This is a genomic window from Roseospirillum parvum (assembly GCF_900100455.1).
GTDB classification, from domain to species: domain Bacteria; phylum Pseudomonadota; class Alphaproteobacteria; order Rhodospirillales; family Rhodospirillaceae; genus Roseospirillum; species Roseospirillum parvum.
This window is the reverse complement of record NZ_FNCV01000009.1, coordinates 15,448-32,665: the sequence shown is the minus strand read 5'-3', so window position 1 is coordinate 32,665 and position 17,218 is coordinate 15,448. Positions and strand designations below refer to the sequence as shown.

At 70.6% G+C, this 17,218-nt stretch carries 9 protein-coding genes; 5 read left to right on the top strand and 4 right to left on the bottom strand.

What is annotated here, in order from left to right; genetic code table 11:
* Positions 1-69 precede the first annotated feature (69 nt).
* The gene (locus BLR95_RS12615; RefSeq protein WP_092620740.1) at positions 70-1,512 is read left to right on the top strand and encodes an MATE family efflux transporter; all 1,443 of its coding nucleotides are present in this window, start codon (positions 70-72) and stop codon (positions 1,510-1,512) included.
* Positions 1,513-1,591: 79 nt separating this feature from the next.
* Here the strand turns inward: BLR95_RS12615 and recQ are convergent, their stop codons facing one another.
* The gene (gene recQ, locus BLR95_RS12610; protein WP_092620738.1) at positions 1,592-3,385 is read right to left on the bottom strand and encodes a DNA helicase RecQ; all 1,794 of its coding nucleotides are present in this window, start codon (positions 3,383-3,385) and stop codon (positions 1,592-1,594) included.
* Positions 3,386-3,629: 244 nt separating this feature from the next.
* Between recQ and BLR95_RS12605 the strand changes: the two genes are divergently transcribed.
* The 3 genes from BLR95_RS12605 to BLR95_RS12595 all read left to right on the top strand — a co-directional run bounded on the left by BLR95_RS12605 (position 3,630) and on the right by BLR95_RS12595 (position 11,920).
* On the top strand, positions 3,630-5,855 hold the full coding sequence (locus tag BLR95_RS12605) for an ATP-binding protein (RefSeq protein WP_176787841.1): 2,226 nt from the start codon (positions 3,630-3,632) through the stop codon (positions 5,853-5,855).
* 95 nt (positions 5,856-5,950) lie between these two features.
* A complete protein-coding gene (locus BLR95_RS12600) occupies positions 5,951-7,027 on the top strand; it encodes an EAL domain-containing protein (RefSeq protein ID WP_092620734.1) in 1,077 nt (358 codons plus the stop codon).
* Between the two features lie 123 nt (positions 7,028-7,150).
* Positions 7,151-11,920, top strand: coding sequence for a PAS-domain containing protein (locus tag BLR95_RS12595; protein ID WP_176787839.1), 4,770 nt, complete (start codon positions 7,151-7,153; stop codon positions 11,918-11,920).
* Between the two features lie 8 nt (positions 11,921-11,928).
* Here the strand turns inward: BLR95_RS12595 and BLR95_RS12590 are convergent, their stop codons facing one another.
* Positions 11,929-14,205, bottom strand: a complete 2,277-nt coding sequence (locus BLR95_RS12590; protein WP_092620730.1) for a YgiQ family radical SAM protein — start codon at positions 14,203-14,205, stop codon at positions 11,929-11,931.
* A 104-nt stretch (positions 14,206-14,309) separates the two neighbouring features.
* A complete protein-coding gene (locus BLR95_RS12585) occupies positions 14,310-15,245 on the bottom strand; it encodes a DMT family transporter (RefSeq protein WP_092620728.1) in 936 nt (311 codons plus the stop codon).
* Positions 15,246-15,330: 85 nt separating this feature from the next.
* Between BLR95_RS12585 and BLR95_RS12580 the strand changes: the two genes are divergently transcribed.
* Positions 15,331-16,722: an aminotransferase-like domain-containing protein gene (locus BLR95_RS12580; RefSeq protein ID WP_092620727.1), complete on the top strand. Its 1,392-nt coding sequence runs from the start codon at positions 15,331-15,333 to the stop codon at positions 16,720-16,722.
* 159 nt (positions 16,723-16,881) lie between these two features.
* Here the strand turns inward: BLR95_RS12580 and BLR95_RS12575 are convergent, their stop codons facing one another.
* Positions 16,882-17,211 carry an arsenate reductase gene (locus tag BLR95_RS12575; RefSeq protein ID WP_092620725.1) on the bottom strand — a complete coding sequence of 110 codons (330 nt, stop codon included), beginning with the start codon at positions 17,209-17,211 and terminating at the stop codon, positions 16,882-16,884.
* Between the last annotated feature and the right edge of the window lie 7 nt (positions 17,212-17,218).

The following is a 17,218-nucleotide window of genomic DNA, read 5'->3' as shown; positions in this document are numbered from 1 at the left end:
CCGTCCGCAAAGCCGCATGGCGTCCGCTCACCTCAGTCGAAACATCTCCCCCGTCAAGGCCCCACGCTCATGACCACCGTTCGGGGTCCATTCCGCGATCGATCCCCTCAGCCCCAGTCCCTGCCCCAGTCCCCACCCCAGTCCCTGCGCCACCATATCCTGCGCACCCTCACCCTGGCTGGGCCGGTGGTGGTGGCCCGTGTCGGCATGGTGGGCCTGTCGTCGACGGACGTCATCGTTCTGGGACGCGCCAATGCGGAAGCCTTGGCCGCCTACGTGCTGGCGGCCGCCCCGTTTGAAAGCCTGATCGCCACGCTGTCCGGATTGCTGCTGGGTGTCCCGGTGGTGGCGGCCCGACTGTTCGGCGCCGGAGACACACACACCCTGGGATCGATCTGGCGGCGCGCCCTGCCCTACGCACTGCTGGTCGGGGGATGTCTGGGGGGCGCGCTTCAGGCGGCGGAACCCCTGTTCCTGTGGAGCGGGCAGGACCCCGTCCTCTCGGCTCACGCCGGAGCGGTGGCCCGGGTGCTGGGGATGGCCCTGCCCCTTTTGGGGCTGTTCCTGGTCAGCGCCTCGTTCCTGGAGGCCATCAACCGCCCCAAGCTCGGCATGGTGGCCGTCCTGCTCGCCAACCTCGCCAACCTGGGCCTCAACGTCCTGTTCGTGTTCGGGGCCGGTCCCATTCCCGCCATGGGGGCGCTGGGATGCGCCATCGCAACGGTGCTGACCGCCGGTCTGTTGGCGGCCGGCCTGGGCCTCTACGTCCGCTTCGGCCTGAAGGACCGCGCGGCCCTTGGCCTGACCGGGGCCGCCTCGGACGGCGCCGGGATCGGGCGCGGGCGAACCCTGCCGGGCTGGTGGCGGGCCATCACCCCCCTCCGCCAACCGGGCTACGCGGCCGGCCTGTCCTACACCCTGGAGGCCGGCGCCTTCAGCACCCTGACCCTGGTCGTGGGGCTGTTGGGCACGCTGGCGCTGGCCATCAACGGGGTGTTGTTTCAGTTCCTGGTGATCCCTTTCATGGTGGCCTTCGGCCTGGCCACCGCCACGCAGGTGCGGGTGGGCAACGCCTGGGGCCGCACCGACGCCCGAGGTCTCTGGCTGGCCGGATGGATCGGCCTGGCCCTGACGGTGCTGGTGACGGGGAGCGTGGCACTGGCTTACCTGGTGGCCCCGGCCCCTCTGGTGCGTCTGTTCACCACCGAGGATGCGGTCATCGCCGGCGCGGTGCCGATTCTCGCATGGGTCGCGCTGGCCCTCGTCTTTGACGGCGGACAGACGGTGATGAACCACGCCTGTCGCGGACGGGGTGACACCTGGGTGCCCACCGGCCTGCATCTGATCAGCTATTGGGGAATCCTGGTGCCGGCCGCCATCCTTTTGACGTTGACCGCGGGTCAGGGGGTGGCCGGCATCTTCCAGGCCGTGGCGCTGGCCAGCGTTGTCTCGTTGGTCGCCATGACGCTCCGCTTCATCAAGGTGGCCCGGTGGCCGTTGGAGCCTGATTGAACAAGAGCCGCGCCCCCGCTCCCGCGCACGAAACAACCACCAGACCCGCAGGGCCGCACCCTCGGGATCGGCGCTCCCCCTACGCCCACTCGGCGATCACGGCCAGGAAAGCGGGGCCGTAGGTGGCCAGCTTCTTTTCCCCCACCCCATGGACCGCCGACAACGCCTCGGTGGTGCGCGGCTTCGTTGCCGCCATGTGCAGCAGGGTGCGGTCGGGGAAGATGACGTAGGCCGGGACATCGGCTTCCTTGGCCAGCCTGGTGCGCAAGGCCCGCAAGGCGTCGTACAGGCCCTGATCGGCCGCGTTTTGCACCACCGGGTCGGGCGCCTCCTTCCTGCGCTTGCCGCGTGGGGTCAGGGTGGGGACCCGGCGGTGGAAGGTCTCCCGGCCGCGCAACACCCGCTCGCCGCGCTCGGTGATGGTCAGCACCCCGTGCCGGGTGATGTCCGGCACCACCAGGCCGGCGGCCGACATCTGCAGGATCATCGTGGTCCAGGCCTGGATCGACAGCTCGCCGCCGCAGCCGAAGGTCTTCAACTCGTGGTGGCCGAACTGGCGGATGCGGTCGGTCTCGGTGCCGCGCAAAAGGTCGATGACATGGCGGGTGCCGAAGCGCTGTCCGGTGCGCCAGATGCCCGAAAGCACCTTCTGGGCCGCCACCGTGGCGTCCTCGCGCTCCGGCGCCTCCAGGCACAGGTCGCAGTTGCCGCAGGGCTCGGCGGTTTCGCCGAAATAGGCGAGCAGGCTCTGGCGGCGGCAGTCGGGCGCCTCGCAGAGGGCGATCAGGGCATCCAGCTTCTGGTTCTCGACCCGCTTGTGGGCCGCGTCGGCCTCCGACATGGCGATCCAGCGGCGGCGCAGGGAGATGTCCTGCAGGCCATAGAGGGTCAGCACCTCGGCCGGCAGGCCGTCGCGGCCGGCCCGGCCGATCTCCTGGTACCACGCCTCCACGCTGCCCGGCAGGTCGGCATGGGCGACGAAGCGCACGTCCGGCTTGTCGATGCCCATGCCGAAGGCGTTGGTGGCCACCACCACCACCCCGTCCTCGGTCTGGAAGCGGTCCTGGGCCCGGTTGCGCACCGCGTCTTCCAGGCCGGCGTGGTAGGCCTCGGCATCCAGGCCGGCCTTGCGCAGGCTGTCGGCCAACTCCTCGGTGCGGGCCCGGGTGGCGCAATAGACGATCCCCGAGCCCCCGGTGTGGCGCTCCAGGAAGCGCGCCAGTTGGCGGGTCGGATCGGTCTTGGGGGCCAGGGTCAGGCGCAGGTTGGGGCGGTCGAAGCCGGCCACGTGGATGTGGGCCCCGCCGCCGAACAGCCGCTGGTTGATGCTGTCCCGGGTGGCGGCGTCGGCGGTGGCGGTCAGGGCCAGACATTGCGGCCCGCCCAGCCGACCCCGCAGCTCGCCCAGTTGCAGGTATTCCGGCCGGAAATCGTGGCCCCATTCGGAGATGCAATGGGCCTCGTCGACCACCATCAGGCGGGGCGCGGCGGCGGCCAGCCGGCGGGCGGTGTCGTCGCGCAGGGCCCGTTCCGGCGACAGGTAGAGCAGGGCCAGCCGGCCCTCGGCCAGGGCCCGCTCGGTGTCGGCGTTCTCGTCCGCCGAATTGCCGGTGTGCACGGCGCCGGCGGCGATCCCCAGGGCCCGCATCTGGGCCACCTGATCGCGCATCAACGCCTTCAGCGGCGAGATGACCACGGTCAGCCCGCCGCGCCGGATGGCCGGCAACTGATAGGTCAGCGACTTGCCGGCCCCGGTCGGCAGCACTGCCAGCAGGTCGTCGCCGGCCAGCACCCGTTCGATCACGGCGCGCTGGTGGGGCAGGAAGTCGGCGAACCCGAACACACGTTGAAGGAGGTCGCGGGCCTGTTCCATCGCTCGGGGGGCTTGGGCTCGGGGAGGCTGGGTGAAGGGGCCCCGAACCCCTACCACGGTCGGCGCGCGAAGGGAATGCCGCGCCCCGGGAGCAATCCGCCCGGCAACTGGGCAGTTGCAAACGTGCCGGCTGCCAACTTGCCTTCCCCCGGCATGTGAACGATGATGTAATGGTTATAGAATGCGACCGCCGGTCAAGCGGTCGCTGGCGGCCTGCCCCCCCCTGCTGGTCGGACAGCGAGTCGTGGATATCATCGTCGGCCTGGCGCAAGCCGCCGCCTCCCTGGTCGCCCTGACCTACCTGCAGGGCATGGTGTTGCGCAACCGCGCCCAGCGCCCGCTGACCACCCAGGTGCTGTCCGGTTTGCTGTTCGGCGGCATCGCGGTGTTCGGGATGCTGACCCCGGTCCGCCTGACCGACGGGCTGATTTTCGATCCACGCTCGGTGGTGCTGGCCATTTCCGGCCTGTTCGGCGGCCCTCTGCCGGCCGCCGTGGCGACCGCCATCGCCGGCGGCTATCGCCTTGGCCTGGGCCCGCCGGGAGACGTGATCGGCGCCGCCGTGATCGCCGCCAGCGCCCTGCTCGGGTTGGGCTACCGGGCCCTTCACCAGCGCGGCCGGGTGGCCCTGAGTGGCCGCATGCTGCTGCTCTTCGGCCTGCTGGTGCATGGCGTCGCCGCCGCCCTGTTCCTGCTGCTGCCGGGCGAGAGCGCGGCCGTGGTGGCGCGCACCGTGACCCCGGTTTTCGTACCCACCCTGGCCCTGGCCACGGCGCTGCTCGGCCTGTTGATGCGCGACATCACGGCACGCGCCGAGACCGAGCGTCAGGCCCGCGAGGCGGCGGCGCGCAACGCGCTGCTGTTCGAAACCGCCGAGACCGCCATCTGGACCGAGGACCAGACCGCCTTCCGCGCCGCCCTTCAGCGCCTGCGCGCCGACGGCGTGCGCGATCTCGGGAGGTGGCTGGCCGAGCATCCACAAGGCGCCCGCGAACTGCTCTCGACCCTGCGCGTCACCCGGGCCAACGCCGCCGCGGCACGCCTGTTCCGGGCCGGCCGCGCGGACGAGCTGTGTGGCTCGCTGGAACGGCTGGTCCTGCCCGAAACCCTCGCCACCTTCACCGGGTTCATCCTGGCGGTGTGGGAAGGTCGCCCGTCGTTTCGCGTCGAAACCTGTTTCAGGGCCCTTGATGGCACGGTGATCGACGTGGTGCTGGCGGTCCCCTCGCCCGAGTCCCTGGGCGACTGGTCGGATGTCCCCGTCACCCTGTTCGACATCGGCGACCGCCTGGAGGCCGAACGGCAGGTGCGCGAACGCGAGGCCCTGTACCACTCGGTGATCACCTCGGCGCATGACGGCTTCTGGCTGACCGACAACCGGGGCCGGCTGCTCGAGGTCAACGACGCCTACCTGCGCATGACCGGCTACCAGCGCGGCGAGTTGCTCGGTCGCCAGCCGGACGCCGTCGACGTCCTCGAACACCCGGTCGACACGGCGGCCCGCATCACCCGCCTGAAAAGCCAGGGCAACGACCTTTTCCAGAGCCGCCACCGGGCCCGCGACGGCCGCATCCTGGATGTGGAGATCGGCATCAGCTACAGCCCCATCGCCGAGGGGCGGATGTTCGTCTTCATCCGCGACATCACCAGCCGCAAGAAGGCCGAGGCCGAGATCCTCGCCGCCAAGGCCGAGGCCGAGCGGGCCAACCAGGCCAAGTCCGAGTTCCTGGCCGCGATGAGCCACGACCTGCGCACCCCCCTGAACGCCATCATGGGCTTCGCCGAGATGATGCGGCTTGAGACCTTCGGGCCGCTCGGCGCCGCCAAGTACGTCGAGTACGCCCGCCACATCAGCAACAGCGGGGCGTTGCTGGTCAGTCTGGTCAACGACGTGCTCGACCTGTCCAAGATCGAGGCCGGCAAGTACGAACTGGACGAAGAACCGCTGGCCCTGGGCGCCTTGATGGAACGGACCCGCGAGTTGCAGATGGTGATGGCCGAGGAAAGCGGCCAGTGCATCAGCGTCGAGGTGGCCCCCGATCTGCCCCCGCTGCTCGGCGACCGGCGGGCCCTTCTGCAGATCCTCAACAACCTTTTGTCCAACGCCCTGAAGTTCAATCAAACCGGCGGCCGCGTGCGGCTTGTGGCGCGGCCCGATCCGGCCGGCGGTCTGTTGCTCCAGGTCGCCGACCAGGGCATCGGCATGACCCCGGAGGGCATCGAGAAAGCCCTGCGGCCGTTCGAGCAGGCCGACAGCGCCGTGCCACGCCGGCACGATGGCACCGGGCTCGGACTGCACCTGTGCCAGCGCCTGATGACCTTGTTCGGCGGCCGCCTTGAGATCGACAGCCGACCCGGCGGCGGGACCACCGTTTCCCTGTGGTTCCCGCCCGCACGCTGCCTGGGCCCGCCGGCACCGGAACACGCGGGCCCCGACCAGGGCAGCGCCGGCCCTGGCGGACCTGAGTAGGCCGAGGGAGGTCGAAGAGAAAGGGTGTTTCCCGGAAGCGCCCGAGACGGCATGGTGGGGTCTCCGGCGCACCGACCGCCAAGCTGGAGAACGACATGTCCGCGTCCTTGTGTCCACGCTGCGAGTGTGTTCCCGATGCCCCGGGGGGCAACGGGCGGCTGTTGATCTGGACGCCGCTGGGGCACACCTCGGGCAAGCTGGAGCGTGCCCTGACGGCGGCGGCCATCCCGGCCCACACCGACGGCCAGGACGCCTGCCTGATCGCCCGCGTCGGCAATGACGACCACACCCGTCTGGCCGCCCTGCTCGACGACGCCCTGACCCGCGCCGAGTGCCGCGACAGCCGGGTGCTGTTCCTGCCCGACGGCACCGAGCCCGGACGCCAGCACCTGGGGCAGGTGATGGGTCTGGACGCCTACGCCGCCCGGGCCCGCGGCGGCTGGCTGCTCGACCTGATCGCCGCCGAGCGGGTGACCACCCTGTTCCAGCCCATCTTCCATGTAAGCGACCCGTCACGGATTTTCGCCCACGAGTGTCTGTTGCGCGGCGTCGGCCCCGACGGCGCGATGATCCCCCCCGGCGCCATGTTCGACACCGCCACCCGGGCCGACCTGATCTTTCCGCTCGATCGGCTGGCCCGCACCACCCACGTCGCCAACGCGAGCGCCAAGGGGCTGACCGGCCACGTGTTCATCAACTTCACGCCCTCGGCGGTCTACGACCCGGCCTTCTGCCTGAGGACCACCGTCGCGGCGGTGGAACGGGCCGGCCTGGCGCGCGAGCGGGTGGTCTTCGAGGTGGTCGAGACCGAGCAGATCAACGACCCGGACCATCTGGCCAACGTGCTGCGCCACTACCGCAACACCGGCTTCAAGGTGGCCCTGGACGATCTGGGCGGCGGCTACTCCACCCTCGGCCTGTTGCCCAGCCTGCAACCGGACTTCATCAAGCTGGACCGGGGGCTGGTCGACGGCGTGCACAACAACCCGGTGCAGGCGACGATCATCCAGCGCCTGATCCAGCTGGCCCACGACCTGGGCATCCGCATCGTCGCCGAGGGTATCGAGCGGGCCGAGGATCTGGCCTGGCTCAAGGCCAGCGGCGCCGACTTCGTGCAGGGCTTCCTGCTCGCCCGGCCGGCCGCCGATCCGCTGCCACCGGCCACCACCTGAAGCGGCGCGGCGACGGACCGCCATTCCACCTCCCCCTGCAACGGCTTTCGGTGTAGCATCGCGGGTCGTTTCTCGCCACGCGGGACGTGCCGGATGGATTGTTCCCAACCCAGGTGTTTGCCCTTGCGCGGCTTTCCGGCCGCCCTGCTGCTGCTCTGGCTGGCCCTGTTCAGCGCCTCGCCGGCCGGCGCCCAGCAGCCGACGGCCGAGCCGCTCCTCTCCCCCGGCACGCCGCTCAGGGTCGCCCTGTATGCGCCCTATCCGCCGTTCTCGGTGGTCGGCCCGGGCGGCAGGGTGCACGGCGCCCTGGTCGATCTGTGGCAGATGTGGAGCAAGACCACCGGTACCCCGATCCGCTTCGTGATCGGCGACTGGCCGACCACCCTGGACGCCCTGCGCAATGGCCAGGCCGACGTTCACGCCGGCCTGTTCGCCGATCAGGCGCGGGCCCAGTGGCTGAGCTTCTCCGAACCCATCCACCGCATCCGCACCGCCGTCTACTACCCGGCCGAGCGGCCCGACCACCCCCCCCTGTCGGCCCTGCCGGATGGCACCCGGGTCGGCGTGATCGAGCGCTCGGTGCAGCAGAGCCATATCGCCGAGATCCAGCCGGGGCTGGTCATCCAGACCTTTCCGGACGGGGCCGCCGCCTTCCTGGCCCTGCTCGAGGGCGACATCGACGCCCTGGTCAACGAGGTGCCCACGGTCGAGGCCGACCTCGACCGCCATGGGCTGCACGGCGCCATCCAGCGGGCTCCGGACGACCTGCTCAGCAACACCCTGCACGTGGGTGTCCCCAAGACACGGCCCCAGTTGCTGGCCCACGTCAACGCCGGGCTGGCCGCCATCCCGCAAGCCGATCTCGAAGCCATCGACGCCCGCTGGGTGCGCCACGCCGAGGACCGCTTCTACCTCGGCGAACAAGGCGCCGCGACCCTCAACGCCACGGAAAAGGCCTGGCTGGCCCGCCATCCGGTGATCCGCTTCGCGGTCACCAACTTCATCGAACCGATCGACATCGTCGGCGACGACGGCAGCTATACCGGCCTCAACGCCGACCTCATCGCCCGTCTCAACGCCGAGGTGGGCACCAACATCGTGCCCGAGTTCTACAGCCAGTGGCAGCAGGTGGTCGACGCCGCCCTGGCCGGCGAGGTGGACGGGGTGCTCAGCTTCTCGCGCACCCCGGAGCGGGAGGCGTACATTCTCTATACCCCGCCCTACGCCCACGATCCGGTGGTCGCCATCACCCGCGACGACACCACCGACATCGGCCGGCTGGAGGACCTTCAAGGGCGCACCGTGGGGGCGGTCAAGGGCTTCGCGGTGATCGACAATGTGCGCCCCGACATCGCCGACGGCACCCTGCGCCTGTTCGACAGCAACGCCGCCGGGCTGGAGGCGCTGGCCCGCGGCCAGATCGACGCCCACATCACCACCCTGATCAACTTCGTCGATACCCAGGGCACCGACTACCGGCCCGGCCTCAAGGTGGCGGCCAGCCGGGTGCTGGAAGGCGGGGCGCTGCGGATCGGCATCCACAACAGCCAGCCGGTCCTCCACGACATCGTCAGCAAGGCGCTGGCCGCCATTCCGCCGGCCGAGCTGGCGGCCCTGCGCGCCAAGTGGCTGACCCCGCCGCAGCCCAGCGCCTCGACCGCGTTCGATCCCACCTTCCTGCTGGTCGTCGCCGGGCTGACCGCCGGCTTCGCGCTGCTGCTGCTGGCCCTGGGCCGGGCCCTCCGCAACCGCGACCTGTCGGCCTTCTTCGGCGCCGCCAGTTTCCGGGTCGGGGTGCTGGTCGGGCTCAGCGTGCTGGTTGCCGTGGTGGTCGGCATGAACCTGATCGCCCTGTCGGAAAGCCGCACCCGCACCCGGGCCGAGATCAATCAGAAACTGCAGGTCGTGCTCAACGGCTCGGTGGACCAGGTGCTCTCCTGGGCCAACCGCCACAAGACCGAGTTGCAGCAGATCGCCCGCGATGCCGATCTGGTCTCGCTGACCGGCGTGGTGGTGCGCTCCAAGGCCCCGGCCTCGACCCTCGACACCCTGGTCCGCGACCACATCATGGCCAGCGAGCGTTACGACCACCCCGACTACTTCCTGATCACCCCTCAACGCACGCTGATCGGCGACCAGGGCGACGCCGGGGCCCTCGAAACCCACGCCGGGTTGATCGACCAGGCCTTCGCCGGCGAGACGGTGTTCCTGCCGCCCAGCCCCATCCAGCGGCCACTGGCCGCCGGCGGCGCCGGGCTGGTCATGTATTTCGCCACCCCGATCCTTGATTCCAGGGGCCGTCCGCTGGCCGTTCTGGCCGAGCGACTGTCGCCCTCGACCCACCTGACCGAGGCCCTGCGCCATGGCCGCGTCGGGGCAAGCGGCGAGACCTACGCCGTCTCGGCCCAGCAGATCATGGTCAGCCAGGGCCGCTTCGCCAATCAGTTGGTGGACGTCGGGCTGCTCTCCGCCGGCGGCTCGTCGGTCGGCCTGCCGATCCGCGACCCCGGCGCCAACCTGATCGCCGGTGGCTCGGCCAGCGGCCCGCCGGAAGACTGGCCGCCGACAACGATGATGCGCGATGCCTTGAGGCTGCGCACCGAGGGCAAGGACCGGGCGGCGGGCGGCCAGGACGTCGCCTTCAGCTATCCGACCAACCTCACCGGCTACCGCGACTATCGCGGCGTGCCGGTGGTCGGGGCCTGGACCTGGCTGCCCGACCTCGACCTGGGGCTGGCCACCGAACTCGATGTCGAGGAAGCCTACGCCGCCCACGGCGCGTTCCGCTTCAACCTGGTGCTGATCTCGGCCGTCACCACCCTGCTCGCCGTGGCCACCACCCTGTTCACCCTGCTGGTCGGCCAGCGGGCCCACCGCACCATGAGCCGGGCCCGCGACGACCTGGAAACCCGGGTGCGCGCCCGCACCGAGGAGCTGGCCGAGCAGACCGACCTGCTGGAAGCCGTGCTGGTCAGCATCCACCAGGGACTGGTCGCCTACGACCGCGACCTGACCCTGATCGTCGCCAACGAGCGCATGGGCGAGGTGCGCGGCATGCCGGCTGAGCTGCGCATGCCCGGGGCCCGCTTCGAGGACTGGGTCCGCCACGACATCGCCCACGGCGAATTCGGCGACTGCGACGTCGAGGAAACGGTCGCCTTCCTGGTCGAACGGGCCAAGACCTCGCAGGTCCACCAGTTCGAGCGCCCGCGCCCCGACGGCGCCATCATCTCGGTGGCCGGCGGGCCGCTGCCCTCGGGCGGCTTCGTCAGCACCTTCACCGACGTCACCGAGACCCGGCGGGCCCAGGAAGCCCTGGCCCAATCCGAGGAACGCACCCGGCTGCTGCTGGAATCGGTCGGCGAAGGGGTCTTCGGGGTCGACCGCGAGGGCCGGGTGACCTTCGTCAACCCGCCGGCCGAGCGACTGCTTGGCTACACCGCCGAGGAGATGATCGGCCACAGCGCCCACCACCTGTTCCATCACCACCGCCCCGATGGCTCGCCCTATCCGCTGGAAGAGAGCTGGATGTACAAGTCCTTCACCTTCGGCGAATCGAACCGCATCGACGACGAGGTGCTGTGGCGCAAGGACGGCAGCCCGCTGGAGATCGAATACAACAGCACCCCCATCCGCAAGGGCGACAGCGTGGTCGGTGCGGTGATCTCGTTCAACGACATCAGCCTGCGCCGCGAGGCCGAGCGCAAACGGGCCGAAGCCCACGCCATCGCCCAACAGGCGCTGGACGAGATGAACGCCGTGATGGCCGCCATCGACTATGGCATCTGCTTCATGGACGCCGACCTGAGGGCGCGCATGATCAACCACGCCTTCGCCAGGATGTGGGGCATCGAGCAGAGCCTGATCGAATCCCGACCGACCATGGCCGACCTCTTGGGTCACAACCGCCACAACGGGCTGTACAACGTCGACGACGCCCAGTTCGAGGCCTACGTCGCCGACCGCGTGGCCGCCGTGCGCCAGGGGGCCGTGCCGCCCACCGAGATGGTGCGCGCCGACGGCCGGGCCTTGATCTACCAGTGCCTGGCCCTGCCCGACGGCGGGCGCATGCTGACCTACTACGACATCACCGACCGCAAGCAGGCCGAACAGAAGCTGGAGGATGCCTACGAGGTGATCCGCGGCAGCATCACCTACGCCAGCCGCATCCAGCGCGCCGTGCTGCCCGACACCGACATGATCCGCGGCGCCCTGGCCGACTTCTTCGTGCTGTGGGAGCCGCGCGATCTGGTCGGCGGCGACATCTACTGGTGCGACGTGTGGGGCGACGGCCTGCTGATGATCCTCGCCGACTGCACCGGGCACGGGGTGCCGGGGGCCTTCGTCACCCTGCTCGCCACCGGCGCCCTGAACAAGGCCAAGGCCGAGTCCTTCAGCGGCGACCTGCCGGGGCTGATCACCGCCTTCCACAATACCCTCCAGGAAACCCTGGGCCAGCATCGCCATGACGGCGGCTCGGACGACGGGCTGGAACTGGGCGCCTGCTACCTGACCCCGGACATGACCCGGCTGCACTTCGTGGGCGCCCGCTTCGACCTGTTCGTGGTCGAGGACGGGGCGGTGGAAACCTTCAAGGGCACCCGCCAGGGCATCGCCTATCGCCGGGTCCCCCGCGATCCGCTGTTCGACCTGCACGAGGTGCCTCTGAACGGCCGCCAGAGCTTCTACCTGAGCTCGGACGGCCTGATCGATCAGGTCGGCGGCGAGCGGCGACGCGGCTTCGGCAAGAAGCGCTTCAAGGAGTTGCTGCTCGACATCCAGGGGCTGCCCTTCGAGGAGCAGAAGGAGCGCCTGCTGGCGGCCCTGATCGCCTACCAGGGCGGCGAGAACCGCCGCGACGACGTCTCGGTGATCGGTTTCCGGGTCGGCTGACGACCGGCCTACCGGCCGGGTTTGCGCCGGTCGGGTTTGCGCCGGCCGGGTTTGCCACCCCCTGCCCGTCCCGGCTTGTCCCCCGCCGCCCGGCCCGGCTTATCCCCCGCCGCCCGAACTGGCTTATCTCCCGCCGCCCGGCCCGGCTTGCCGGTGGTCGGCGTGCCACCCCCAGGCCGATGGCCCGGCGGGCGCCCCGCCCCACCGCCCGGCTGATGGGCCGGCACCAGATGGCGCTTGCCGGGGCCGATCAGATCAGCCCGGCCGAGGCGCTTCAGGGCCTCGCGCAGCAAGGGCCAGTTCTCCGGGTCGTGATAGCGCAGGAAGGCCTTGTGCAGGCGGCGCTGGCGCAGCCCCTTGGCGGTGAACACCGGCGCGCCGCCGTCCCGCCTGAGCGGCTTCAGGGGGCTGCGGCCGGAATGATACATCGCCGTCGCCAGCGCCATCGGCGCCGGCAGGAAGGCCTGCACCTGATCGGGCCGGAAGCGGTTGCGCTTCAGCCACAGGGCCAGGTTCATCATGTCCTGGTCGGTGGTGCCCGGGTGGGCGGCGATGAAATAGGGGATCAGGTACTGCTCCTTGCCGGCCTCGCGCGAGACCTGCTCGAACATCTGGCGGAAGCGCTCGTAGCTGTCCATGCCGGGCTTCATCATCATCGCCAGCGGCCCGGGCTCGGTGTGCTCGGGGGCGATCTTCAGGTAGCCGCCCACATGGTGGCTGACCAGCTCCTTCACATAGGCCGGCGCGCGCACCGCCAGGTCGTAGCGCAGGCCCGAGGCGATGGTGATCTTCTTCACCCCGGGCATCCCGCGGGCGGCGCGGTACAGCGCGACCAGCGCCGAATGGTCGGTCAAGAGGTTCTTGCAGATGCCCGGATGCAGGCACGACAGCCGCCGGCACAGGCGCTGGATGGCCGGGTCCTTGCAGGCCAGCCGGTACATGTTGGCGGTCGGCCCGCCGAGGTCGGAAATCACCCCGGTGAAGCCCTCGGTCTTGTCGCGCACATGCTCGACCTCGCGCAGCACCGAGTCCTGCGAGCGGTTCTGGATGATCCGCCCCTCGTGCTCGGTGATCGAGCAGAAGGTGCAGCCGCCGAAACAGCCGCGCAGGATGGTGATGGAAAAGCGGATCATCTCCCACGCCGGGATGCGCGCCCCGCCATAGGCCGGGTGCGGCGCGCGGGCGTAGGGCAGCTCGTAGACGGCGTCCATCTCCTGGCTGGAGAGCGGCCAGGGCGGCGGGTTGATCCACACCTCCTTGTCGCCGTGGCGCTGGACCAGGGGGCGGGCGTTGCCCGGGTTGCTTTCCAGATGCACCACCCGCGAGGCATGGGCATAGAGCACCGGGTCGGCCTTCACCGCCTCGAAGGCGGGCAGACGGACCACCGTGCCCAGGTTGCCCGGCGCCGTGTCGGGGGCATCGTCGGGGGCATCGTCGGGCGGCGGACCCTGGGGCCCCGCTCCGCCGCCGCCGTTCTGGCAGTGGCCGGGGGTACGCCCCTGCTCCGCCCCGTCGTCGGCATAGGGGTTGGCCGGCGGCGCCACCGGGCCGGGCGCATCGAGGCTGGAGGAATCGACCACCGCCCAGCCCTCCGGCACCGCCGGGCGGATCACCGCGGTGCCCCGGATGTCGGTCATGGCGCGCGGCGGCTCGCCCCGGGCGACCCGGTGGGCGATCTCGACAATGGCCCGCTCGGCGTTGCCAAAGACCAGGATGTCGGCCCGGGCGTCCATCAGCAGGGAGCGGCGCACGGTGTCGCTCCAGTAGTCGTAGTGGGCGACCCGGCGCAGGCTGGCCTCGATGCCGCCGAGCACGATGGGGAGGTCCTTGAACGCCTCGCGCACCCGCTGGGCATAGACCAGACTGGCCCGGTCGGGGCGCCGGCCGCCCTCATCGTCCGGGGTGTAGCTGTCGTTGTGGCGCAGCCGCCGGTCCGCCGTGTAGCGGTTGACCATCGAATCCATGTTGCCGGCGGTGATGCCGGCAAACAGGGTGGGCCGGCCCAGGGCGGTGAAGGGCTCGGCGCTGGACCAGTCGGGCTGGGCCAGGATGGCGACCCGGAAGCCCTGGGCCTCCAACAGGCGGCCGATCAGCGCCATGCCGAAGCTGGGGTGGTCGATGTAGGCGTCGCCGGTCACCAGCAGGACGTCGCAGGCGTCCCAGCCCAAAAGGTCCATCTCCGCGCGGCTCATGGGCAGGAAGGGGGCGCGGCCGAAGCGGTGCGCCCAGTGCTGGCGGTAGGAGAACAGGCCGCGCGGCGACACGGCGGGGGAAACGGCGGACATCGACACGGCACTTTCGCTCGACTGGCTGGGTCGGCCCGCTCCCCCTCGGACCGCCCTAAAGGTAGGCCGCGCCGCGCCGCCTGTCCAATGCGCCGTGCGCCCCCCTATTCCGCCGCCGCCGGGCGCTGCTTGCGCAGACCGGCCAGGGTCAGGCCGTAGATGCAGGCGATCACCACCACCAGCGCCACCACCTGATGCGCCGCGATGCCGTCGCCCAGGAAGACCACCGCCAGGCCCATGGTCAGGGCCGGCCAGGGGGTGGTGATCGAACTGGCCAGCGAGACGTCGATGTGGCGCACGGCGTGGAACCAGAAGATCAGCTCGAGGAAATAGACCAGCCCCATGCCCGCCGCGTGGAGGCTCAGGATCACCGCGCCCAGCCCCTCGGTCGGCCCGGCGAACAGCAGCACGCCGCCCAGGAAGAGGGTGGACAGGGTGACCCGGAAGAAGGTGACCTGAGCCGGGGTGATCGGGGTGCGGGTCAACTCCTCGCGGATCAGCACATGGGCGATGCTCCACAGCAGGGGCACGCCAAGCGCCACCAGGAACCATTCCGACAGCCCCGACATGCGCCAGGTGCCGCCGGTGGCCAGATAGTAGAGGGTGCCCAGCAACAGGCCGGTCAGCAGCAGTTCCAGGGGCGTCTTGCGGCGCTTCAGGAACAGGCTCTCCCACAGGATGGCGAACAGGGGATAGGCCTGGATGGCGATGGCGGTGTTGGTCGCCCCCGCCTTTTCCGCCCCCAGCACATAGAGGTAGGTGGACAGCCCGAACATGGCCCCGGTGAGCAGGGCGACGGTGATGGCGCGGCGCCGCGCCCGGCCGCGCAGGCGGGCTCCGAACACCCCGGCCTGGCCCCGTTTCAGCTCCCAGCCCATCAGCGGCCCGGCGAACACCACCTGCCACACCGACAGGGCGAAGGCGAAGACCAGGGCATCCATCCCGGCCGGGCGGCTGTTGGCGATCACCGGCATGGTGCCAAGCAGGACCAGACAGACCAGGGCCAGGGCGACGCCCTTCTTGCTATCGACGGCGGACATTGCACTCATCCCCTTGCCATATTGAACCGATTGATGTGAAAATTGCTTCCATCCATCGGCCCCGGGCAAGGAAAACATTGACCGCATGGCAATCTGGCACCCCTCCCTGGACGGCCGGCGCGGCCCCCGCTACCGCCAACTGCTCGACGCCCTGGCCGAGGACATCGCCGCCGGCCGGCTGGCCCCGGGCGACCGCCTGCCGGCCTATCGCGACCTGGCCTTCGACCTGGGGCTGGCCGCCAGCACGGTCAGCCGGGCCTATGCCGAGGGGGTGAAACGCGCCCTGCTGCGCGGCGAGGTGGGGCGCGGCACCTTCGTGCGGACGCCCGAGCCGCCGGCGCGGCGTGGGTCGGTGGGCGACCTTCGGCGCCCCACCGACGGCCCCATCGATCTGGCCCGCAACCTGCCCTGCCCCGGCCTCGCCGAGCCCCACCTGCGCCGGGTGCTGGGCGAGCTGGCCGGGGCGGCCGACCTCAGGCCCCTGCTCGACCGGCAGACGGACTCCGACCTGGGCCGCCACGCCGAGGCGGCGCGCCTTTGGCTGGCCGGCGCCGGGGTGGCCGCCTACAGCGACGAGTTGGTGCGCACCAACGGCGCCCAGCACGGCATCCTGTGCACCCTGGCCGCGCTGCTCGCCCCGGGCGACCTGCTGCTGACCGAGGCCCTGACCTACGCCCCGGTGCGCGCCCTGGCCGAGCGCCTGGGCCTCCATGTCCAACCCCTGGCCCTGGACCACGGCGGCCTGTGCCCCGACGCTTTCGCCGAGGCCTGCCGACAGGGCGCCCCCAAGGCCCTGTACCTGACCCCGACCCTGCAATCGCCGACCACGGTCACGCTGAGCCCCGAACGCCGCGCCGCCGTGGTCGAGGTGGCCCGCCGGCACGGGGTGTGGCTGATCGAGGACGACGTGTTCGGCCTGCTCAAGCCCGACCGCCCGCCGCCGCTGGCTGCCCTGGCCCCGGAACGCACGGTCTACCTGAGCAGCCTGTCCAAGTGCGTCGCCCCGGGCCTTCGGGTGGGCTGGCTGCGCGCCCCGGCCGAGTTGGCCCCGGCGTTGCGGCAGGCGGTGGGGCTCAGTGTGTGGATGACGGCGCCGCTGGGGGCGGAGATCGCCGCCCGCCTGATCGAGGACGGCACGGCGGAGCGCCTGACCGAGACCCAGCGCGCCACCGCCCGCCGCCGTCAGGCCCTGGCCGCAAAGGCGCTGGCCGGCCACGCGGTGATGGCCGATCCGCACGGCCTGCACCTGTGGCTTGAGCTGCCCGGGGCGTGGAAAGCCGACGCCTTGCGGGCCGAGGCGGCGCGGCGCGGCGTGCTGATCAGCCAGGCCCGCGCCTTCGCCGCGCCCGGCGCCCCCGCCCCCAACGCGGTCCGCCTGTGCCTGAGCCACGAAGCCGACGAAGCGCGCCTAAGCACCGGCCTCGAACGCCTCAAGACCCTGCTCGCCGCGCCCCCGGTGGGCGAGGTGGTGGTGTGAAGGCTAGCCGCCGAAAAAGGCGGCGTAGAGCAGATCGTGCGAAATGTGAATCGCGGAGCGCTTCAGATTTCGCACGATCTGCTCTCGATTTCAGGTGTAGAGCCGATCTGAGCGAAAAATCGGGAACCACCAAGTGGTTCCGATTTTTCGCTCTCGGCTCTAGCGCTCCGGCTTGAAGCCGATCTCAAGACGCCCGTTGGCTTCCAGGATGGGCCGCTTGATCATCGAGGGGCGCTCGATCATCAGGGCGATGGCCTTGTCCCGGTCCAGGTCGGCCTTGGCCTCGTCGGGCAGCTTTCGGAAGGTCATCCCGGCGCGATTGAGCACCACCTCCCACCCGGCCTCGTCACACCAGCGCTCCAAGGCCTCACGTGGCGCCCCGGACTTCTTGTAGTCGTGAAAGGTGTAGGCAATCCCCTGCCCGTCCAGCCAGTCGAAGGACTTCTTCATGGTGGCGCAATTCTTGATGCCGTAGATGGTAACGGTCATGGCGCGC

What these genes read in the sequence shown, in the direction of transcription:
- BLR95_RS12615 (WP_092620740.1), top strand. Translation starts at nt 70, where the DNA reads ATGACCACCGTTCGGGGTCCATTCCGCGATCGATCCCCTCAGCCCCAG.
- recQ (WP_092620738.1), bottom strand. Translation starts at nt 3,385, where the DNA reads ATGGAACAGGCCCGCGACCTCCTTCAACGTGTGTTCGGGTTCGCCGAC.
- BLR95_RS12600 (WP_092620734.1), top strand. Translation starts at nt 5,951, where the DNA reads ATGTCCGCGTCCTTGTGTCCACGCTGCGAGTGTGTTCCCGATGCCCCG.
- BLR95_RS12590 (WP_092620730.1), bottom strand. Translation starts at nt 14,205, where the DNA reads ATGTCCGCCGTTTCCCCCGCCGTGTCGCCGCGCGGCCTGTTCTCCTAC.
- BLR95_RS12585 (WP_092620728.1), bottom strand. Translation starts at nt 15,245, where the DNA reads ATGTCCGCCGTCGATAGCAAGAAGGGCGTCGCCCTGGCCCTGGTCTGT.
- BLR95_RS12580 (WP_092620727.1), top strand. Translation starts at nt 15,331, where the DNA reads ATGGCAATCTGGCACCCCTCCCTGGACGGCCGGCGCGGCCCCCGCTAC.
- BLR95_RS12575 (WP_092620725.1), bottom strand. Translation starts at nt 17,211, where the DNA reads ATGACCGTTACCATCTACGGCATCAAGAATTGCGCCACCATGAAGAAG.